This window comes from Flavobacterium sp. CR10, assembly GCF_055814415.1.
In genome coordinates, this window is sequence record NZ_CP185985.1 from 3,350,169 (window position 1) to 3,372,147 (window position 21,979).

17 protein-coding genes are annotated in these 21,979 nt (G+C 34.3%); 7 read left to right on the forward strand and 10 right to left on the reverse strand.

What is annotated here, in order from left to right; all coding sequences use genetic code 11:
- Nucleotide 1 precedes the first annotated feature (1 nt).
- Both ACNRYB_RS14725 and ACNRYB_RS14730 read left to right on the forward strand, forming a co-directional pair.
- Nucleotides 2–2,119, forward strand: coding sequence for a cation:proton antiporter domain-containing protein (locus tag ACNRYB_RS14725; protein WP_473727721.1), 2,118 nt, complete (start codon nucleotides 2–4; stop codon nucleotides 2,117–2,119).
- Between the two features lie 111 nt (nucleotides 2,120–2,230).
- Entirely contained in the window at nucleotides 2,231–3,589 is a 1,359-nt protein-coding gene (locus tag ACNRYB_RS14730; RefSeq protein WP_473727722.1) for a DUF3108 domain-containing protein, read from the forward strand.
- A 49-nt stretch (nucleotides 3,590–3,638) separates the two neighbouring features.
- Here the strand turns inward: ACNRYB_RS14730 and ACNRYB_RS14735 are convergent, their stop codons facing one another.
- Together ACNRYB_RS14735 and ACNRYB_RS14740 are read right to left on the reverse strand one after the other, a co-directional pair.
- Complete coding sequence (locus ACNRYB_RS14735) at nucleotides 3,639–4,193, reverse strand: hypothetical protein (RefSeq protein ID WP_473727723.1); 555 nt, start codon at nucleotides 4,191–4,193, stop codon at nucleotides 3,639–3,641.
- Nucleotides 4,180–4,899 (reverse strand): hypothetical protein, encoded by a 720-nt coding sequence (locus ACNRYB_RS14740; RefSeq protein ID WP_473727724.1) that lies wholly within the window; start codon nucleotides 4,897–4,899, stop codon nucleotides 4,180–4,182. Before ACNRYB_RS14740 ends, ACNRYB_RS14735 begins: the two co-directional genes overlap by 14 nt.
- A gap of 131 nt (nucleotides 4,900–5,030) precedes the next feature.
- On the opposite strand from ACNRYB_RS14740, the gene ACNRYB_RS14745 reads away from it, so the two are divergent.
- Both ACNRYB_RS14745 and ACNRYB_RS14750 read left to right on the forward strand, forming a co-directional pair.
- On the forward strand, nucleotides 5,031–5,351 hold the full coding sequence (locus ACNRYB_RS14745; RefSeq protein ID WP_410501065.1) for a winged helix-turn-helix transcriptional regulator: 321 nt from the start codon (nucleotides 5,031–5,033) through the stop codon (nucleotides 5,349–5,351).
- Between the two features lie 111 nt (nucleotides 5,352–5,462).
- Complete coding sequence (locus tag ACNRYB_RS14750) at nucleotides 5,463–6,410, forward strand: aldo/keto reductase (RefSeq protein ID WP_473727725.1); 948 nt, start codon at nucleotides 5,463–5,465, stop codon at nucleotides 6,408–6,410.
- Nucleotides 6,411–6,509: 99 nt separating this feature from the next.
- Here the strand turns inward: ACNRYB_RS14750 and ACNRYB_RS14755 are convergent, their stop codons facing one another.
- The 8 genes from ACNRYB_RS14755 to ACNRYB_RS14790 all read right to left on the reverse strand — a co-directional run bounded on the left by ACNRYB_RS14755 (nucleotide 6,510) and on the right by ACNRYB_RS14790 (nucleotide 17,778).
- Nucleotides 6,510–7,460, reverse strand: a complete 951-nt coding sequence (locus tag ACNRYB_RS14755) for a polysaccharide deacetylase family protein (RefSeq protein WP_473727726.1) — start codon at nucleotides 7,458–7,460, stop codon at nucleotides 6,510–6,512.
- Nucleotides 7,461–7,675: 215 nt separating this feature from the next.
- On the reverse strand, nucleotides 7,676–9,043 hold the full coding sequence (locus ACNRYB_RS14760; protein WP_473727727.1) for an alginate export family protein: 1,368 nt from the start codon (nucleotides 9,041–9,043) through the stop codon (nucleotides 7,676–7,678).
- Nucleotides 9,044–9,045: 2 nt separating this feature from the next.
- Nucleotides 9,046–10,056: an MBL fold metallo-hydrolase gene (locus ACNRYB_RS14765; RefSeq protein WP_473727728.1), complete on the reverse strand. Its 1,011-nt coding sequence runs from the start codon at nucleotides 10,054–10,056 to the stop codon at nucleotides 9,046–9,048.
- Nucleotides 10,057–10,291: 235 nt separating this feature from the next.
- Nucleotides 10,292–12,058, reverse strand: a complete 1,767-nt coding sequence (locus tag ACNRYB_RS14770) for an amidohydrolase (RefSeq protein ID WP_473727729.1) — start codon at nucleotides 12,056–12,058, stop codon at nucleotides 10,292–10,294.
- An 8-nt stretch (nucleotides 12,059–12,066) separates the two neighbouring features.
- Nucleotides 12,067–13,086, reverse strand: coding sequence for an alpha/beta fold hydrolase (locus ACNRYB_RS14775; RefSeq protein WP_473727730.1), 1,020 nt, complete (start codon nucleotides 13,084–13,086; stop codon nucleotides 12,067–12,069).
- A gap of 38 nt (nucleotides 13,087–13,124) precedes the next feature.
- Nucleotides 13,125–13,922 (reverse strand): alpha/beta hydrolase, encoded by a 798-nt coding sequence (locus tag ACNRYB_RS14780; protein WP_473727731.1) that lies wholly within the window; start codon nucleotides 13,920–13,922, stop codon nucleotides 13,125–13,127.
- A 283-nt stretch (nucleotides 13,923–14,205) separates the two neighbouring features.
- The gene (locus ACNRYB_RS14785; protein ID WP_473727732.1) at nucleotides 14,206–16,152 is read right to left on the reverse strand and encodes a sigma 54-interacting transcriptional regulator; all 1,947 of its coding nucleotides are present in this window, start codon (nucleotides 16,150–16,152) and stop codon (nucleotides 14,206–14,208) included.
- Nucleotides 16,153–16,158: 6 nt separating this feature from the next.
- Nucleotides 16,159–17,778 carry a sensor histidine kinase gene (locus tag ACNRYB_RS14790; RefSeq protein ID WP_473727733.1) on the reverse strand — a complete coding sequence of 540 codons (1,620 nt, stop codon included), beginning with the start codon at nucleotides 17,776–17,778 and terminating at the stop codon, nucleotides 16,159–16,161.
- Between the two features lie 175 nt (nucleotides 17,779–17,953).
- Between ACNRYB_RS14790 and eptA the strand changes: the two genes are divergently transcribed.
- The 3 genes from eptA (at nucleotide 17,954) to ACNRYB_RS14805 (ending at nucleotide 21,979) form a co-directional block, all read left to right on the forward strand.
- Entirely contained in the window at nucleotides 17,954–19,492 is a 1,539-nt protein-coding gene (gene eptA, locus ACNRYB_RS14795; RefSeq protein ID WP_473730247.1) for a phosphoethanolamine--lipid A transferase EptA, read from the forward strand.
- Nucleotides 19,493–19,691: 199 nt separating this feature from the next.
- Entirely contained in the window at nucleotides 19,692–21,116 is a 1,425-nt protein-coding gene (locus ACNRYB_RS14800; protein WP_129747539.1) for an amino acid permease, read from the forward strand.
- 248 nt (nucleotides 21,117–21,364) lie between these two features.
- The gene (locus ACNRYB_RS14805) at nucleotides 21,365–21,979 is read left to right on the forward strand and encodes a YdeI/OmpD-associated family protein (protein WP_343706235.1); all 615 of its coding nucleotides are present in this window, start codon (nucleotides 21,365–21,367) and stop codon (nucleotides 21,977–21,979) included.

Below are 21,979 nucleotides of genomic sequence, written 5' to 3' on the forward strand. Positions count from 1 at the left end.
TATGCAGCTGAGTATACATCATATAAGTTTTCCTATTGAAGATCCTTTGTTAAAGTATCTTATCGAGATTATCATTATTTTATGCATTCCGCTTTTATTGAATAAAATTAAAGTGCCACATCTGTTGGGTCTTATTATTGCCGGTGCGCTAATAGGTCCAAATGGTTTTGGAGTGCTTTCTAGGGACAGCAGTGTAGTAGTTACTGGAACTACAGGTCTTTTGTACATTATGTTTTTAGCAGGTCTGGAAATCGATATGGCCGATTTTAAAAAGAACAAATGGAAGAGTATCATTTTTTCTATTTTCACTTTTGCTGTTCCGTTTATTTTAGGACTCGTTGGTGGTTACTATATACTGGGATTTTCATTGCTTACCTCAATTCTTTTTGCCAGTCTTTTTTCGTCACATACTTTAATCGTTTACCCGATGGTAAGCGGTTTAGGAATTGCCAAAAATCTTGCAGTTAATATAACAGTAGGAGGAACGATGATTACCGATGTGCTTTCGCTTCTCGTTTTGGCCGCTGTAGTCGGAATGTCACAGGGAGAAGTCGGAACAGCTTTCTGGGTGAAGTTATCAGTTTCGATGGTCATTTTCACATTAATTGTACTGCTTGTTTTTCCGATAATTGCCCGCTGGTTCTTTAAAAATGTGGAGGATAAAATCTCTCAATATCTTTTTGTACTCGTCATGATTTATTTGGCTTCACTTTTGGCTGAATTGGCAGGTATCGAATCTATCATTGGAGCTTTTTTTGCTGGATTGGCTTTAAACAAGTTAATTCCGCATACTTCATCGTTGATGAATAGAGTGGAGTTTGTCGGAAATGCGATTTTTATTCCTTTCTTTTTAATAAGTGTCGGAATGCTGATTGATTTTAGTGCTTTTATACAAAGTTGGGAGACATTGTGGGTAGCATCAATTATGCTTATTGCTTCTATTGGAGGAAAATACGTTGCAGCTATGCTAACGAAAAAGACATTTAAACTTACAAATGATGAGGGTCAGCTGATTTTTGGATTGAGTTCTGCATCTGCGGCAGCTACGCTGGCTTCTGTAATGGTTGGATATAATATAATTATTGGCGAAAATGATGCGGGAGAACCTATAAGACTTTTAAATGAACATGTGCTTAACGGCAGTATTCTTCTTATTCTCGTTTCTTGTACCGTATCATCGTTTGTATCGATGGCAAGTGCACAGCGTATAGCACAGGCAGATAAAGACAATACCGTATCGGGTAAGAACGAAGAGAAAGAAAATATACTTTTGGCAGTAAACCATGAGGCTACTGTTGAAAAAATGGTCAATCTTGGACTGATGGTAAAGTCCTCTGCAAATAAGCAGCTGTATGCTGTAAATGTAATTAACGAAGATGCCAATGAATCTTCTGAAAAAAATGCTGAACGAATATTAGAAAATGCCATTAAAGCCGCTTCTGCTGCCGATGTTGAATTGCACCCAATTACACGTCACGACAATGATATAGCAAGCGGAATAAGTAATGTGATAAAAGAAAAAGAAATTACAGACCTTATTGTAGGGCTTGAAGGCGGAAAAGGTTTTTCGGCTTCATTTGTGTATAATTTGTATAACGGTTATCTTCGAAATAAAAGCATCAATTTGATGGTATATCACGCTGTACAGCCTGCCGCCACGATTAAAAGATATTTGGTTTTTATACCAGCAGATGCCGAGCTGGATGCTGGATTTTTTCATTCGATGTTGAGAATCTGGAATATAGGCCGTAATTCTGGAGCAAAAATGAGTTTTTATGGAAAAGAGAAAACGCTGGATATTCTGAAAAGAATTGCAAAAAAGGCCTCTATAGAAGCCACATTTGATGTTTTCTCAAATTGGGAAAATGCAGAACAGACAGCACTTTCTATTGAAGAAAATGAAGGCCTAGTCATTATGATGGGAGATAGAGGAATGCATTCCTATTTTCCGAGAATGCGAGATATTCCGGATCTATTGAATCATAGATTTAATAATAACAACTATATGCTTATTTATCCTTTTTCTAAAACGGCATTAAGCAATACAGAAAAAAGATCTGTAAGCAGTCACGATGATTTTGCAGAAATAGGAAAAGCGATTCGAAATATTTTTAAATAATGCTTTAGACTTAAAAAAAACTATTTTTTTTTAATGGAAAATAACCATGTAATCAGGTATTGTTTTCTGTATTTGACGTCAGTAAATTTGTGGCTAATCAAATAAATACCGATGAAAGTTAACAGTTTAGATGGTTTTTTAGCAATGAAATTAACATTTTTTGAGAATAGAAAAGCAAGTTTAGCAAAACAGATTTTGTATATAATGATGCTAGTTCCATTTCTTGCATTTAGCCAAAAAGAAATAGTCCCTGGAAGTAAAGATATCAATACAAAATATATTAAACCCGAAAAATCGCTCTATACCGTGTATTATGTAAAAGGTACAGAATGGAAAAATATGGGAGCATTGACTTACGATATTTCTTTGGCTAACAATCAGCTGACTTTAAATAATACTTTTACTCCAAAAGACAACGGAAAGCCTACAACAAGAATTAGTACAGCAGATGCATTAACTCTTAAAGCGATTAGTTATTCTGATGAAACGAAGAATGCAAAACTAAACCTTAATTTTGGAGAAACGATTACAGGTAATTTTTATTCGAAGAAAACCAAAAAAGACAAAAAGCTTAAGCTTAAGCCAAAGGAGGAATTTTTTGATTTCAACTGGACCGATCACTTAATTGGAACATTACCATTGGATGTTGGGTATAAAGGTCGTTTTCCGCAATTTTATTACAATGACGAGTCAAATGTTCTTGTTGAATATTACACTATTAAAGAAGTAAAAAGCTTCGTTTACAATTCTCCTCGAACTGGAAAGCATGATTCATGGATTGTTTCAGTTCTGGAAGAAAGTACTAACGCTTATTATAATTATATTATAGACAAAAAAGACCGTCGATTATGGCAGCGCGAAATGTCTATGGCAAATGGAATGTGGGAGATTACTGTTAATGAAGAATTAGATTATCAGCCAATTAAAAATAAATTTAATAAAGAAGAAGTTGCCAGACAGATTTCCAGTGGCAACAGTGTCATAATTGGTACAGCTTATGCAAGATCTGATTCGGGTAAGCGATTGGGAGGTTTGGTTAATACAGCCAAAAAACAATACGCTCCAAGAGGTACAGAAATTACACTATTTCCAAGTTCTGTGTATTATGAAGAATGGCTAGAAGTCAACAAAAAAATTCGCAAACAGAAAAAAATGCCAGAAGTGCCTTTGGATAGCGATTTTGGTTATTCAGTTAAAAAGGCCAAAGTGTATGACGATCAAGGACATTTTGAATTTGCAGATCTAATGCCAGGAACTTATGTTGTTATGGTAAGTTTTGATTTCACAAACTCATATAATTATTCGTACGTATCTGGTTATACTAATTATTATAATTATTTTGGCTATCAAGGTTCTACAACAAATTATGGTAGTGCAAGGCAATCTTATACTGATAAAGCTAATATTGAGAAGCGCGTGACGATTGATAAGGATGGGGAAAAGAAAGAAATATACTTAAAAGAGATATAAAAAATCGGAAAGCCGTATTAGCAGAGAGTTTGATACGGCTTTAGTTTTTTTAATTTTCCTGCTCAAATCTGGACATATACATATACCAGTTCCATTCCCAAGAATTTCCGTTATCTTCAGAAAATGCTTGGCTCCATACAGGATTATTTTTGTCTCTGGCATCCCAGCGAAAAATCACAACGATATCTTTTCCGTTAAAAACATCTTTAGTTACAAAATGGCCAACATTATTCTCAAAAGAACCTAATACCGGCGGATCTAGTTTTCCTTCATTAGAATCGGCCCAATAAATACTCCATAATTTACTTTTCGGATTAAATAATCTTACGGTCATGCCTTCAAATGGATGTCCGTCAAAAGTGGCAAGAAAATTATCAATATTGCCAATTCCATTTAGAATTTTATACATTTCTTGTGTCGATTCAAATTCTGTCCATTCAGTGCAATTGGACAATCTTGAATTGAGTTTTTTATTGCGAAGTTTCCATTTTCCTTGAAAAAAATCAAAATCATCTTTAGATGAAGTAGGAGAAGGCGTGATTATTAATTCTCCATTTGCATCAAACTTTATTTTTGGAATTTCTAAATCTTCAGTTTGCATCATTTTTAGTTGTTTGATTATTAGTCTGTTGGTTTAAAAGTAATAATTTACGATGGATTGTTACCAGTTGCTGTATTGAAAAATTTAATGAAGACGGCATATTGTCAATTGCTTTTTGTTTTGTTTTATACTCACTTTTGTCTTCATAATGGGTTATAGCTACCAAGAGATTTTTATCCTGAAAAACAGGCAGTCTCGGAAAATCGTTCTCTTTCATTTCACTTACCCAAAACGAAATATCAGTAACATCCATAGTTTTCAGAAACGGAATATATTCAATGTCAAATAGTTTTATTGTTTGTTCTAATGTACTGTTGCAGATGTAGAAATCAATAACTGTGATGTGTTTATTGGTTTTAAGATTTGAGCTTTTATACAATGGTTTTAAGAGATAAACATTATCAGAGTTTATCATCATTTCATTGGCTGCTTTTCCGTTTTCTTTCCATACAATGCTTTCACAATAAAAGTCATTTAGAAATTTTATTCTGGTTTCCATGTTTTTAAAGCCACGAAACCAAACAAATCGATCATTTGAGTTCTCAATTTTAAATTCTCCCAAAGTGTAACCGCCTAATTCCTGCATAGGTTCAACAAACTTTGTGTGAAAAAAATTACTGAATGTGTCGGCTAAATTGGGTTTTAGTAAATAATTACGAATCTCCAATACTTTGATATCTTTTGAACCTTCTTGTGTATTATAAGCCATATTATTTCTATTTAAAATGTTTATGCAAAGTAAATTAAATGATATCTTTACGACAAGTAGGCACAATTTTGTATCCTACATACCAAAAACAAAGTAATGCTGATTATCAGTTTGTTAAAATCAAAAAAATGATAAAAAAAAATAAAACCGCTTATTGTCCTGTTGATTATGCTTTTCAAAGAATTGGCGGAAAATATAAAGGAAGAATCTTGTGGTATTTGAAAGATGGCATCATGAGATATGGCGAATTAAAAAGAATTGTAGAAGGAATAACACCAAAAATGCTTACTCAAACGCTAAGAGAATTAGAAGAAGATAAATTAATTATGAGAAAGGTTTATAAAGAAGTGCCACCTCGTGTAGAATATCGCCTTTCGGAAACGGGAAAAGAATTAATTCCGTTTATTGACCAGATGCGAATTTGGGGAGAAAAACAAATGGCTATGGAGTAGCTTTTAAATTTCTTTTTGAAAAATTTTCAATATTAGAAAATGAATCATTTTATTAAAAAAAATATATACTTTTAGTAATTGATTACTAACTAACTAATAGACCAAAAAAACATGAGTTCTCAAAACCCAAAAAACGAAATAAGCCGGCGCAAGTTTTTACAAAATAGTACATTAGCGACAGCTGGAATTTACTTAGGTATTTTAGGCATGCCTAAAGTATTCGGAAATGTCTTGATTGATAAAGATGCTAAAGGCATACCAGATATAAAGCTAAATAATGGACTAAAAATGCCTATGCTCGGGTTCGGGACTTACGGATTAAGCGGTGAAGTTTGCCAGAAATCTGTGGTCGAAGCCATATCTGCTGGTTATCGCCTTATTGATACAGCAAAAGTATACGGGAATGAAGTAGAAGTAGGCAAAGCCATAAAACAAAGCGGAATTGATAGAAAGCAGCTTTTTGTAACTTCAAAACTATGGGTTGACGATGCTGGTTACGAAAATGCTAAAAAAGGTTTTGAAGAAACGCTAAGAAAATTACAGCTAGATTATCTGGATTTATATCTAATACACCGTCCGAGAGGCGATGTAAAAGGATCTTGGAAAGCCATGGAAGAACTGTACAAAGCTGGAAAAATCAAAGCTATCGGCATAAGTAATTTTGATCCTGCCCAATTGGCTGATCTTTTATCTTATGCGCAAATAAAACCAGTTATAAATCAGATCGAAACTCACGCTTATTTTCAACAGGCAAATGACTATAAAGTGCTAAAGCAGCATAATGTACAGATGCAAGCATGGGCGCCTTTTGCAGAAGGACGAAATGGTCTTTTTACTAACGAAGTTTTGACTCAAATAGCTAAGAAACATGGCAAGACTACCGCACAGGTAAGTTTAAGATGGCATTACCAGCTAGGTATTGTTGCTATTCCGAGGTCTTCTCAAAAAGAACATATTACAGAAAACCTTAATATTTTTGATTTCAAGCTTGACGATGCTGATATGAAAGCGATTGAAAAGTTGGATTTAAATAAAACCCAGTTTCCAGAGTGGAGTTAACATTTTGGTATGAAAACTATAATAAAAAGCCCATTTCTATTGAAATGGGCTTTTCAAGTTTATAATCCTTACTGAATGTTTCAGCCACTTTGAATTTGTTTACTCACGAATAGATGTTTTATCTTCTAGAGTCATTTTGGCAATTTCGTCTTTTCTTTTAAAAGATACGCCATTATGTTTTTTCATATAATTTAATAATTCAGAAACTGTTTGAACCATTTGCGGAGTGCCTCCAATTCTATCATGAAAGCTAATAGACATTTGTCTGCGCTTGAATTCGCTTTCGGCATAAAGTTGGTCAAATTCTGCTTTTACCTGATTAAAGAACTGATCCGTTGAAAAGTTTTTCCCTTCAATCAGAACAATATCATTACAACGAATGGTATATGTAACCACTGCAAAATCTTTTTTATTGGCTTGAATTATATAAGGTTCGTCTCGGCTTAAATCGTCAATATGATAGATAAAACCTAATTCTTGCAGAATTTTAATGGTATTTTCTCCACGTCGAAGCCAATTCGCATTATATCCAACTGGAGTAAATCCGGTTACTTGCTTTATGGCATCGGCACCTGCTTTTATGAATTTTTTCTCTTCATCATAAGGCATGGCATATTGCGAACTCCAGTTCATGCCATGAGCAGCAGCTTCATGACCTCGCTGCACAATTTCTTTTGCCAGTAGCGGATTTTGTAAAACGGCAGAACCCACCATATGCGAAGTAACTTTTATTCCATGTTTATCCCAATTGTCCAGCATTCTCGGAATTCCCTCTTTATAACCGTATTTATACCAAGTTAATGCAGGCTGATCAATATAGCCTTTTTGCATATTTTGCGGAAACGGACTTTCTGCATTTTCGGGCTGTCCGCCAGCTTCAAACTGCATAGAAATAGAAACCACCAACCTTGAGCCATCTAACCATTTATTTTGAATTTCTGATTCCATTTTTTCTTGTTTTATAGGATTCGAAAATGTATCAACAGGATTTGTCATCACTGCAGCACCTGTCAAGCCAGCCATTTTTATAAAATCTCTTCTTGTTGTCATTTTTTTGATATTTAGAAATTATCATTTTTTTTAGCAATAAGTTTTTTAAACACATAGAAACAGATATACTTTGCCAAAAAAGACGTTTCACTTAATTTAAATGCATCCCGATAGCTATCGGGACTATGTGTTAGAAACTAGTTTCTTTCAATATTCTTTTCTAAGATTAAAAAATTTATGTTTCTATGTGTTTAAAAATTTGCCAATGATTTAACTTAGAACTTAATCTGCATCGTAACGCCTGTAAAAAACATATCTTTTCCAGTTCCCGCAGCTTTTAAGAAATCCCCCGCTTTAAACCAAGTTGCCTCAACGCGGAAATACAAATACTGGTTAGGCGTATAGATAATTTCACTTTCCAACTGTTTTCCAATTTCTTTTGCGTCGGTGGCATCACCAGGATAAATCATGATCGTGTTCGGACCGTAAATTCCATCTTCGCTGCTATATCTCCAGAACATATCGTAATCAATAACCCAATCGATGTTTTTTGCTAATTCTAAGGCGATGGAAGGATGAAAATCAACTAAATTGGAAGGGCCAATAACAGAAGCCAATCCGAAGTAAGCACCTCTTGGAAACAATGGATTAAAAGTATTCAATTGATTGTCACCGTTTGTTTTATCTCCGCTGATTAATTCGACCTTAAAACCAAATTCAGGTTTTAAAACTACAGATGCAAATCGATATCCAGTATTTAGAGAAACTGTCCAAGCTTTGATGTTTTTAGATTCTACATCTCCAAACTGATAAACCGCTTCGGCATCATAACGCCATTCGTCATATTTTCCCCAAATACGAGTTCCTATAGAGTGGCGCAATTCTTTTCCGCTAGCATCATCAAAATTGGCATTGGCTCTTTGGTAACCCAAATAATAAAGGTCAACATTCTTGATCGCCGGAATTTTATTGATAACAAAATAACTTCCCCAGAATTGTCTTTTTTTATTCGAATAATCATCAAAAATACCATCTTGAGCCACTACATAATGGCTGTAAAATAAATCGGTGTGGAAATTATTGTACCCAAAAATTGCTTTTGCAGCATCAAAAGATTGGCGGTTATTTGGTCCGTCGCGCACGGCAACCAAACGCTGTGATCCATAACTCAATTCCTGTCTTCCAGCTCTAAAAATCAATTGTTTATTTTTTTCAGAAAACAGATTCAGGTCAATAAATCCCTGATGCACTTCGAGCGGATTACTATCCACCGGACTCGGGTCAATTCTCCCATTGGCATTGCTGCTTTGAAGCTGAATAAAAGCTCGAAAGTATTTGCTCGAATGAAAATCGGCATGAAGCAAAAGTCGATTCAAAATGTATCCGTCAGGATCTTCGGGATCATCTCCCCATTTTTCATTTTTGGCATAGAAATATTGATACCTGACTTCTCCTCCAAAACTCAGATAAGTTTCTCCCGAAGAGGAGAGAGGCAGATATTTCATGGTTTTGTACCAGCTTTTTTTGACAGTATCTTTTTGTAAAACCTCATAGTTTTCATCATATCGCAAGGATTTAAAATCTGGATACGATTGTGCCTGAAGTTTCAAACAAATAAGAAATATAAGAATGATTTTTTTCATGGCTATTTGCCTAAGTTTTTCTTAATATCGTTGTATGCGTTTGGAATATTAAAATTGTAATGCAGCCAATTAAAAAGAACATATCCTTTATCAAACTCCTTCATTGTTACCGAAGTTTTTACTTGTTCCAGAGTTTCGCCTTTTTTTACTGCATCTTCCACATTTTTTTTCAAAGCATTTACATAATCAATGGTGTATTTAATTCCATTTTTATTGGTAATTCGCCCGTGACCCGGAACCACAACATCATTATCTCCAATCATGTCATAAATTTTTTGAAGATTGCGAACAGGCTCCAAAAAATAACCGTCAAACAACCACGGAATCGTTGGACTTTCAGCAATAAAAGGATTTCCTGCCCATAAAACATTCTTATCCGAATCTTTTAGAAATACAAACAAATCGGCTGGAGATTGTGCCGTTCCAACATTTATGATTTCTACAATTTTTCCGCTGCCCATATCAATTTTCAAACTTTGATTTAAAGCAATTGTAAGATCCGCAGGACGAAACACACTTTGCTCTATCCCGCGGTCTTTTCCAAAAAGCATGATCATAAATTGTTTTATTCCGTCATAATTCTTAGCAAGGTTTTCTTTGCAGAATTCGTTTTGTATCAGAATAGTTTCTTTTGGAAGCAGATAATTTCCAAAACAGTGATCCCCGTGATCGCTTGTGTTTACTGCATAAACAATTGGTTTTGGAGTAACAGAACGAATCAGTTTGTATAATTGATCGTATAATCGTTTACTCAACATGGTTTCAATTAACAAAACGCCTTTGTCGCCCACAATAAATCCCGCAGAAGTAGCTTGCGGAATTCCTTTTGTGGTTTCAGTTTCGGTCGTTGATGGCGAAACGGCATAAACATTATCCGAGATTTTATGCAATTGTAAAGTCACTTTATTAGCATCCCAAATTGGAACTTCTGGTGGCATTGGAAATTGCGCATACGTATGCTGTACTAGACACAGCATCATCAGTATCATTAATATATTTTTTATCTTTTTCATGATTGTTTTTTATTGAAGAATAATTTTTTTAAAAGCAGAAACAAAAGGCATTTTTATGAACATGTTTCCTGCTCTCCGCTATATCTTTGCTTTTTTAAAGAAAAAAAGCAAAGGATGCCGCTTCGATCAGGGCTAAAGGGAGAGAAATCGCTTTTTTGCAATCATCTCAAATTAGAGCCTAAAAAAACCGTTTAAATCCGCGTCTTCGCGAAAGCGAATCCGTAAAATCTGCTTGTTATTGTTTCTGATAACCTCCAAAGTATTTCACAGGAGACCAATTTGGAATTACCGCAGGAATTTCGGGATTCAGAGCTTTATATTCCGCGGAAGCGTAAACAATTTTGCCATTTACAATAGTCAAAACCGATTCGATTTTTCGAACATCATCTGCTTTTGCTGAAAAATAATCATCAGACAAAATTGCAATATCAGCATACATTCCTTTTACGAGTTTTCCTTTGTCTTTTTCTTCGCCAGAAAACCAAGCGCTTCCAGAAGTATACAATTGCAAAGCGGTGAATTTGTCCAAAACTTGATCTTTTGGCCAGAACTGCATTCCGCCAATCGTTTTTCCAGTCAAAAGCCAATGTAAAGCCATCCAAGGATTGAAAGTTGAAATTCGAGTTGCATCTGTTCCCATTCCGACAGGAATGCCTAATTCGAGCATTTTTTTAATTGGAGGCAATTGTGTTTTTGGCGCTCCATACAATTTGTTATACAATTCTCCTTGATAATACATTCTAAACTGTACTGCAATGCCACCGCCAAGTTTTTTGACACGTTGCAATTCTGACGGCGTAATGGTTTCGGCATGATCAAAAAACCAGCGTAATCCGTTAAACGGAATTTCTTTGTTTACTTTTTCAAAAACATTCAGCATTCTGTCAATCGATTCGCCATAAGTGGCATGCAAACGAAAAGGCCATCTATTTTTGACTAATAATCGAATGATAGGCTCCAAATCAGTTTCCATTTCATCAGATAAAACAATTCTCGGTTCTAGGAAATTTTCAAAATCAGCAGCCGAAGCAACGATATTTTCTCCAGCGCCTTCTTCGACATAACCATTTGCTACAATCAGATTATCATTTTTATTGACTTGAGTTGTCGCAACCCATTTTTCATAATCCTCTAGTTCTTTGCCTTTTTGCTGGGCAAATAAATAATAAGAAATTCGAAGGCTAAGTTTATTTTGCTTCGCTAAGTCAAGAGATGTAACATAATCAGCAGGAAAATTTTGGCTTCCGCCAGCAGCATCAATTACACTTGTAAGTCCGAAACGGTTCAATTCGTGATTAAACTGTATCGAGCTGTTGCTGCGTTCTTCGGGAGTCAACTTTGTTGTCAATCCCATCGTCATATAAATGGCTTTGGGCGTTTCTTTGGCATACATTAAACCCGTCAAATTTCCATTAGCATCTTGTTCTAAAAGACTTCCTTCATATTTTGTGTCTTTTGAATATTTTAAAACTTCAATTCCTTTTTTGTTCAGAAAAGCTTTTCCATACAAATACGTTATAAAAACTGGTTTATCAGGAACTGCAGCATTGATTTCGTCAATTGTAGGCTGTCTTTTTTCTTCAAATTGAAATTCGTTCCAGCCTCCAATAACTTTTATCCAAACACCGTCTGGAGTCCTTGCGGCTTGCTCTTTCAGCATTTCCATGGCACGTTTTAGTGTTTTTACGCCGTCCCAGCGGAGTTCGGAATTGTAATTCAAACCTTCACGAATAACATGCATGTGGCTGTCATTTAATCCCGGAATTACCGTTTTGCCTTTGGCATCAATTAATTTTGTTGTTGAAGATTTATAAGAAGCAAGAATGTTTTTATCGATTCCTGTGTCCAAAATGATTCCGTCTTTCATTGCAATGGCCTGAACAAATTCGTTTGGTTTGTGCATGGTTGCAATTTTTCCGTTGTAAATAATCAGATCAGCTTTTTGCTGGGCTTGAGATGACAAGCCCGCAGAAAGCAATAGAATTAATAATAATTTTTTCATGGCATTTATTATTTAGCCAAAAAGAAGGCAAGTAAATCTTTTTGTACCTGAGCCGTATTTTCTTGAACAAGCCAATGTCTAGAACCAGCAATTTTAGATTCGCTCACGTTTTCTGCAACCAATTTGGAATGATCTTTAAGAAAAGCTGCTGCGAAATATTCTCCACCCATTGCCAATAATGGCATTTTTAGTTTTTTCTTTGCGAAAATAACATTGTCTTTTCCGTCCTGATCAAATGCTCCAAACCATTTAAAAGCGGCCGTTGTTCCGCCTTCTGTAGCATAAGCTCTAATAAATTCTGCAGATTCTTCAGCAGTAAAAGGATCTTTTACGTGACCTACAACTGGCCAGAAATTTGTCAAGAATTCTTTTTCTTTTCCTTTTACAATGTCTCCAGAAGCAGGCCATCCGAAGAAACCAAACCACCACGCTGAAGCTTTTACAGAAGACCAAACTGGTTCGATTCCTGGTAAAAGTGCGTCCATTAAGGCAACTTTTTTTACGCTGTCGCCATATTGTGCTGCATACGCATAAGCAACCATAAGTCCGATGTCGTGTCCCGCCAGATTGATGCTTTTGTATCCAAGCTGATTCACTAATTCGTGAATATCAGACGCCATTGTTTTTTTGTCGTAACCGCTTTCTGGTTTATCAGATTCACCAACACCTCTTAAATCGGGAGCAATTACAGTAAAATGTTTAGAAAGTTCTGGGAGTAAACGATTCCACATGTACCAGTTTTGTCCAAAACCGTGAACTAAAACTAACGGATCACCTTGTCCGCCAATAACATAATGAATTTTAATTCCGTTTACTGTCGCGGTTGCATGTTTGAAATTTGCAGGCGGATTTGCCGGAGCGACTTGAACTGTTTCAGTTGTTTCGGCAGGTTTTGCTTCTGCAGCAGGAGTTTCTTCTGCTTTTTTATTACAAGAAATTAAGGTTAGTAACAAAAGACCAAAGGAGATAAGCAGTGTCAATTTGCTTTTGAAGTTTAAAAAAGTGATGTTTAATAAATTCGTTTTCATGATTTTAAAATTTTAATTAGTTATTGAATAATTGGTTATTATGAATTTTGAACTGGAAGTTTTTCTATCCAGTTTTGGATATAAAGTGCGATTTCCTGCCATCCGGGCTGATTCAAAACAAAGTGATTTCTATCTGTAAAGACTTTAAAATCTGTAATTGAATCTTTGTCGGTGTATTTTTTGTAATTAGAATAATTAAGCGATTCAGGAATGGTATGATCTGCTGATCCTGCAATTAGTAGTAACGGTTTATGAGGCGCGTGAAAATCCACTTTTGCAGCTGAAGTTATGGTGTCGCGAACTATGAGTTTAGATTCAGGAATAACCGATTCGCAATAGGCTCTTTCTTGCCATTCTTCGGGCATTCCGTTTGTAAAAGCGTACTGCCATTGCGGAAAACTCATTAAAAATGTTTTTTTGGCAGAAGTGAAAAAACCTAATGGCCCCCAACCAGCCTTTAAAAATGAAAATTTGAAAGTCATAATTCCTTGAGGAGGAACAGAATGTATGGCTATTGCTGCCGACGCCAAATTACGCTGCAGAAGTATTTGGGCCGTTAATCCACCTATAGAATGACCTATAATGATGGGTTTCTGAGAAAGACTTTTAGCGATATTTTCAAAATGTTCTATTAGATCAGTAAGCCTTAAGCTAGCAATCTGTGGATCAGGATGACGGTCTCTAAGAACAGTCGCAGGCGCATCTTTATAAGGCCATGCGGGTGCCAGTGTTTTAAAACCTTTATTTTCAAAGAAGATTTTCCAGTCCTCCCAGCATTTATTGCTGACAAACGCGCCAGTAATAAAAAGGATTGTAGTAGGATTTTCCGTTAGCATAATACATTGTTTTAATGTTATGCCAAACTATAGACTAAAATCAAGCCTATTTATTTAATGTATTGATTTTTAAGTATTTATGTGTTTTTGATTTGGGTATGCCAAACTATATTTCGTCGTAAAACGAAAAAAAGACAACTAAATATCGTCTTTCTTTAATTATGAGTTATGAATTATGAGTTATGAAATGTGAATTGTAAGTTTTGGATTTTTGATTTTGCGAATTTTATTAAAAACTTCAATTCAATTTCTAGATTACAAATAAGTAATTCATAACTCATAATTAAAAATGGCTTCTTTTTATGCCCAGTTTCTGCATTCTTGAGGCTAATGTAGTAGGAGGAAGGCCTAATATTTCTGATGCTCCTCCAGCACCTCTGATTCTTCCATTGCATTTTTCGAGAACGTTAATAATGTGTTCTCTTTCGTTTTCCTGAATCGTTTTAAAGAACCATTCATTGGACTTGATATTTATTTTGGTTTCATCAAAAGAAGGAAGTGGAATATGTTCGATAGTATCTGTTTTTGCCAAAAGGATGCTTCGTTCTATAAGATTTTCGAGTTCGCGGATATTTCCAGGCCATTGATACGATAAAAGACTTTTTAGGGCAGTTTCTGATATTTCAGTTACATTTTTTCCTGTTTTAGCGCTATATAATGCTATAAAATGGCGCACAAGGAGTCCAATATCTTCTTTGCGTTCTCTCAACGGTGGCAATTGAATTGGAAATACATTTAATCTATAATACAAATCAAGTCTGAAACGCCCGTCTGCCACTTCTTTTTCGAGATTGCAATTTGTTGCCGCTATAATTCTTACGTTTACTTTTACCGGAATATTTCCGCCAACACGTTCAATTTCTTTTTCCTGTATGGCACGAAGCAGTTTTGCCTGCATTTCAAGAGGCATATCTCCAATTTCATCCAGAAATAAAGTTCCGTTGTTGGCTTGTTCAAACTTGCCAATTCTTTTTTCTGTGGCTCCAGTAAAAGAGCCTTTTTCATGGCCAAACAATTCAGATTCTATGAGGCTCGGATGCAGAGCAGAACAGTTTATTTTTACAAAAGCTTCATTTTTTCTGCCTGATAATTGATGGACACTATTGGCAATGCTTTCTTTTCCCGTACCGCTTTCGCCTGTAATTAAAACCGTTGTATCGGCTTGGGCAACTTGTATAATGTGGTCAAATAATTTGAGCAATATCGGACTTTTACCTACAATTGACTCAAAGCCTGATACATTTACATTTTTTCGGTTTTCATGGCTCTTAGAAATACCTTTTTGGTCTAATTTTCTATCCTCGCTTATTAAATTTTCAATGGCATATATTAAAGGATCTTGAAGCCTTTCACATAAGTTTAAAACATTTTTATTATAATTATTAGGCTGCCTGCTGAAAAAGGACAAGTAAAGACCTCCATTTTCAAGAAGTTTAAAAGGAATTGGCAGCATAAGATTGGATTTCATATTCATGGAAGTGGCAATCATTTTTTTGATTGGAGTTTTTTCGCATATTTTTACAAAATCCAAATCATTGTAGAAAGTTGCGATAGTTTCTACTTTGCTTTTGTTTCTTAATTCGTTGATTTCGAATTCTTTTAAAGCTGTTATATTCTGTAGCTCTTCAATGCCTATTTTTTGATATTCATGCAGACCTGTTCTGGCATAGCCTAAAACTTTATTAGATAATTTATTGTCCACATAAAAAACGGCCATTACAAGATCAAAAGAAATTAGGGCTTGCAGAGAGGTTATGATATTCAAAACTCTGTCATCCCAAGTGCCTTTTTTGCCTGCTATACTTTTTAATTGCTGCTGAAATAAAAGTTCTTTTCTGATAGAAGATTCAATTCCGTGTTGCTGATGATATTCCGCTATTTCAATGGTTATCAATAAATCTCTTTCGCGAAAAGGTTTTACCAAAAAACCATACGGATGTGTTAGTTTAGCTTTATTAAGAACTTCTTCGTTTGAATTTGCAGACAGATAAATAAAAGGAATGTTATCCTCTTTTAATTTTTCTGCAAGATCAATTCCTGTTTCTTTTCCAGAAAGAAAAATATCCAGCAGAACTAATTCTGGTTTTTCTTGCGAGATATAGTATTTGGCATCTGGTACCGAACGTGCGATTCCTATAATAGAATGTCCGGCTTTTTTGAGCATTAATCGCAAGTGATTTGCTTCTACAAACTGATCTTCAACAATTAGGATTTTGAGTGGTTTTGCCATTTTTTTTCAATTAAATTTATGGAGACTATTTTCCTCGAAAGTAAATACCAAAGTAATCTTTGTACCATTTGAATTAATTATTAAAAACTTTCCTTCTATATCAGCAGATAGTCCGTACATTAATTTTATGCCTAATGAAGGATTGTTATAGGGATCAAAATCGTCTGGAATACCAATGCCATTGTCATGGATAATTAAGGTATAATTATTTGCATTATCTTTTTTTAGTGAAATAGAAATAGTTCCCTTTTCATTATTAGGGAATGCATATTTTATAGCGTTTGTAACCGCTTCGTTGAGTATTAATCCAATTGGAATGGAATGCGATAGAGGCAGGCTAAAGCCATTTATTTCAAGGATAAAACGAATACGGTTTCGAATTTGAAACGAATCTTTCAAATACTCAGTTAGTTCAAATATGTACGCAGGCATATTAATCATCGATAAATTTTCTGATTGATACAATCTATGATGAATTAAAGACATCGTATGAATTCGGTTCTGGCTGTCATTAATAGCTTGAACTGCTTCTTCATTTTTTAAAAACTCAGACTGGCTTGCCAAAAGTCCCACAACCATATGAAGATTATTTTTTACCCGATGGTGAATTTCTTTCAATAGCCATTCTTTTTCTATTAGAAGGTTTTGCAGTTTGACGTTCTGTTTGTTGATTTCATTCTGCTGGGTTTCCAGTATCTTATTTGTTCTCTTTTTGAACATAAAACTTTTGTACAAAAGACCAAGAATTATGAGTAAGAGAATCACAAAAGTTATCATTGAATTGCGCAAAAACACTTCGCTGTTCAGTTTGCTTTGCTGTAAAAGAGTTTTGTTTTTCAGCTTTAGAATATCCCTATTTCTTTTATCAGCCTCATAAATTATATTGAGCCTTGTAGAAATAGGATAAATAGCTTCTTCTTTTAGATGTGCAGCTTTATAGTAAAATACGGCTCTTTTGAGATAATGGAGAGAGCTGTTAAAATTGGAGGACGAAAAATACAATTCGCTAATTTCTCTATAACAGTCGCCAATTCTTTTATTGTTGCCCGTTTTTTCAAATAAAGATGCCGCTTTGAAAATGGGATCAAGTCTCTCTTTTATGGGTGCATTAGTACGCATTTTTGCTGACCATACCATAACCCAAGATTCAGCCAAGTCATTAAGCTGATTGGTTTTGGCTAACATTGCTATTGCTTTTCTAGCAGTAATTTCTATCATAGAATTGTTATTTCTCAATTCATGTATCATCGAAAGCTGCAAATAGCATTTTCCAGCATATATATTAGAATGAATAGCCTGGCTTATTCTAAGAGCATCCTCTGCATATTGAAAAGCTTTTTCTAGTGTTTTTGGATTATTATAAGATGCTTCATACCAGTCGCTTACTTTTAATAAAATTTCGATTTTATTAATATCTTCCGGTAATGTATGAAGCAGACTTTCGGCTTTTTTTACCTGCAATTCATTATACTTTGTATTCTGACTGCTATTAGATACTTTGGCAGATAGCGTTTTTTCGGCGGTTTCGACTTGTTTTTTGTTTCTATGAGAAGCCCAAGCATTTTGTTCTCCAATTGTAAATGTAACAAGGAGAAGCAAAAATGCTTTATAATGGTTAAGAAACATCTTTTGTTTAGTTAAATTGGTTTTGGCTATACGAAGGTATTGATAATTATGTCTGTAAGATTAAAAAATTATAAAATTGATTGCCAACGAAATATCGTCGGAAAATAATTTTAGGTTTAGTTATTGCATCAATTAGTATCTTTATTTTTCAATTTGCGTTTAATCTGTTTCTTGTATAAAATTATTCAAGCTTATGTTAAAAGGTAGTTTAAAACTGACTCATTTTGTTCTGATAATGAGTGTGCTGAATTTTATATTCTTTCATTTGCCTTTTTTCACTTTCGTCTTTGAAAATGTTGATTGCAAAAGTTTCAACGGATTAATTTTAGTAATCAGTCTAATCGTTTTAATGCTAGTGGCAAACGCGTTTGCTTTCTACCTGATTTGCTTTCTATCTCGTTTTCTTGGAAAGCTTTTCTTGGTGCTGTTTTTTTTGATTAATTCTATAGCGGTTTATTTTATTAATACATACAACGTTATAATAGACGAAAGTATGATTGGGAATGTTTTAAATACCAATTACGAAGAATCTAGCAGTTTCTTTTCTTTCAAATTGATATTATATGTGATTCTATTTGGAATATTGCCTGGCATTTATATTATTAAAGTTAAAATAATAAAAGAGCCGGTTAAGAAATTCCTAATTCAGTTTTCAGTCAGCTTATTGTTTATTATTATTTTAGTGTTTGTCAATGCGGCCAACTGGCTTTGGATCGATAAAAATTCTAAGCGTTTGGGCGGTCTTGCAATGCCTTGGTCATATACTGTAAATACGTCGCTTTTTTACATTCATCAATACAAAAAAAATGAAAAAGAAATTTTACTTCCAAATGCAGTAATTAAAGACAACGTAAAATCTGTTGTTGTTTTAGTAATTGGAGAATCGGCGAGAAGCCAAAACTTTTCTTTGTATGGTTACCCTAAAAATACGAATCCGCTGCTTTCTAAAACAAAGAATGTATTTCATTTTAATGCTACTTCTTGCGCCACTTATACCACCGCGGGCGTAAAGTGTATTTTAGAACATACCAATTCAGATGATCTCTATGAAATTTTGCCCAACTATCTATACCGAAATAATGTTGAAGTTATTTGGAAAACAACCAATTGGGGTGAACCTCCTGTACATATTAAAGAGTATCAAAACCGAGATTTTTTGAGGAAGAATTGTAAAGGTGAGCAATGTAATTATGATGAAGTGCTTCTAACAGGATTGAAAGAACAGATTTTGGCCAGTACAAAAAATAAAATCCTAATTGTACTTCACACCAGTACAAGCCACGGACCAACATACAGCAAAAAATATCCGCTCGATTTTGAGACTTTTAAACCTGTTTGCAATAGTGTTGAATTAGGAAAATGTTCACAGCAGGAACTTTTAAATGCCTATGATAATACGATCGTCTATACCGATTATATTTTGTCTCAAATAATTCAAGATTTACAGCAGTTGAAAGATTATAAAAGCACTATGATTTTTGTTTCGGATCATGGAGAATCTTTAGGAGAAAAAAATCTGTATATGCATGGAGTTCCAATAAGTTTTGCGCCTAAAGAACAGTATCAAATTCCTTTTATAGTCTGGGTTTCTGACAATTCTAAACAGCTTAAAGAAAATGAAATGTTGTCTCAAAATCATGTATTTCACAGTGTTTTAAACTTTTTAAATATACAAAGCCCTATTTATAATGAAGGAATGAATATTTATAAATAAAGATTTCTAAAAATTTATCTGAAGAAATTATTCGAAAACTTCATTTTAAGCTCATAAACACAGACTTCTAGAAAACTTTTAAAAAAGAAACACCAAATTAGGGTTTTAGCATAAAGCAGTCTTTGTACGATTCCTTTTTTAACTTATCTTCGCTTTTTATAGATTTCCAAAAACAATTAACTCCTTTAAAATATAATTTGTGAAAAATAATCATGATGTCGCAGAAGACAATCAGCTAAAACGTGGACTAACTAATCGCCACATTCAATTAATTGCCCTTGGTGGATCAATAGGAACGGGACTTTTCCTCGGAATTGGCCCAGCGGCTGTACTGGCGGGACCATCTGTAATTTTAGGATATGCCATTGCCGGAATTATCGCTTTTTTTATTATGAGACAGCTTGGCGAAATGGTGGTTGAAGAACCAGTTTCAGGAAGTTTTAGCTACTTTGCCTACAAATATTGCGGTTCTTTTGCTGGTTTTGCTTCTGGTTGGAATTATTGGATTTTATATATTCTGGTTAGTATGGCTGAGCTTACTGCTATTGGTGTTTATGTGCAGTTTTGGTGGCCTGAGATTCCGCTTTGGGCGTCCAGTTTATTTTTCTTTCTGGTTATTAATGCTTTGAATTTTGCTTCGGTAAAAGTTTACGGAGAAACTGAATTCTGGTTTTCTATCATAAAAGTTGTTGCCATTATTGCCATGATCCTTTTCGGAACTTATTTGTTAGTAAGCGGAACAGGAGGAGAGCATGCTACGATTCATAATCTATATAACGATGGAGGCTTTTTCCCGAAAGGGTTTTTCGAAAAAACTGCAAATGGAAGCTATCAAGGTTTATTATCTGCAATGGCGTTAATTATGTTTTCTTTTGGAGGCTTAGAACTAATTGGAATTACAGCTGCTGAGGCAGAAAATCCAGAAAAAAACATCCCAAAAGCAACCAATCAGGTTATTTATAGAATCTTAATATTCTATGTTGGTGCATTGGTTATTTTGTTTGCTTTGTCGCCTTGGAGACAAATTACGACAGATAGCAGTCCGTTTGTAATGGTTTTTCAGAATCTAAACGGAATGGAATTTGAATTGTTTGGCAACAAAATATACTTTACGCGTCTTATTGCCAATGTGCTGAATTTAATTGTACTAACTGCAGCTTTATCAGTGTATAACAGCAGTGTATACAGTAACTCACGAATGTTGTTTGGTTTGGCAGACCAAGGCAGTGCTCCTAAATTTTTAAAGAAACTGAACAAACAATCGGTGCCAGTTAATGCGATTTTAATTTCGTCATGTTTTGCCGCCATTTGTATTTTAATCAACAAAATAATTCCAGAAGAAGCATTTAGTATTTTAATGTCTTTAGTGGTGTCATGCTTGGTTATTAACTGGGTTATGATTTCGTATACGCATCTGCAATTTAGACGTACAAAAGACAATGAAAACATAAAAACCAAGTTTGCTTCTATATTTTATCCAATAAGCAATTACATCTGTTTTGTGTTTTTATTGGGTATTTTATTCATTATGTGGATGACAGGAATGAAGTTGTCTGTAGAATTAATTCCTATTTGGCTAGGTATCCTTTTTGCATTCTATAAAGTTTTTAAAGTAAAAAAATAAATAGTTTTTAAAATCCCATTTGTAATGAAATGGGATTTTAGTTTTTATGAAGTCTATATTTGTCATACTAAAATGAAATGGAAATTGATAAGAAATAATGTTCATAATATGATATAATGAAGTAATCAAAATATATGCTTATTTAAGTAGATTTGTCATAAGCACAAAATAATTAAAATCATTTTGTGTTAGAATATAGTAATATTGAAGTAGTTTGAAATTTTATCGAAAATTAAATAATTCAATCAATGGAAAATTATAATAAAGACGTTACGGCTTACATTGCAAAAATGGCTGACTTTGCAAAACCTATTTTAAACCATTTACGAGAAATAGTTTTTAACGCTTGTCCCGAAGTAGAAGAAAACATTAAATGGGGAACACCACATTATTCTTATAAAGGAGATCATTTAGTTATGATGGGCGGTTTTAAACAGCATTGTTCTTTTAGCTTATATAAAGCTGAATTAATGAAAGATGAGGAGATTCAAGCAAGTGTAAAAGCGGGTAAAAAATTTGGCTATTTAGACAAGATTAAGGATTTTTCTGAGTTACCAAGCAAAGATAAATTGACTGCATATATTAAAGAAGCAATGGTTTTAAATGAAAATGGAACCGCAAAACCCAAACCAGTAAAAGAAAAATCGACTGCAGAAGTCGTGGCGCCTCAAGAATTTATGGATGCATTAAAAAAGGATAGTAAAGCAATCGAAATTTTTGAAAGCAAATCGCCGTCATTCCGTAAAAATTATATTATTTGGGTTGCCGATGCAAAGACAGATGAAACTAGAAATAAAAGAATTGCACAATCTCTAGAATGGATTGCAGAAGGAAAAGACAGATTTTGGCAATCCAAGAAATAA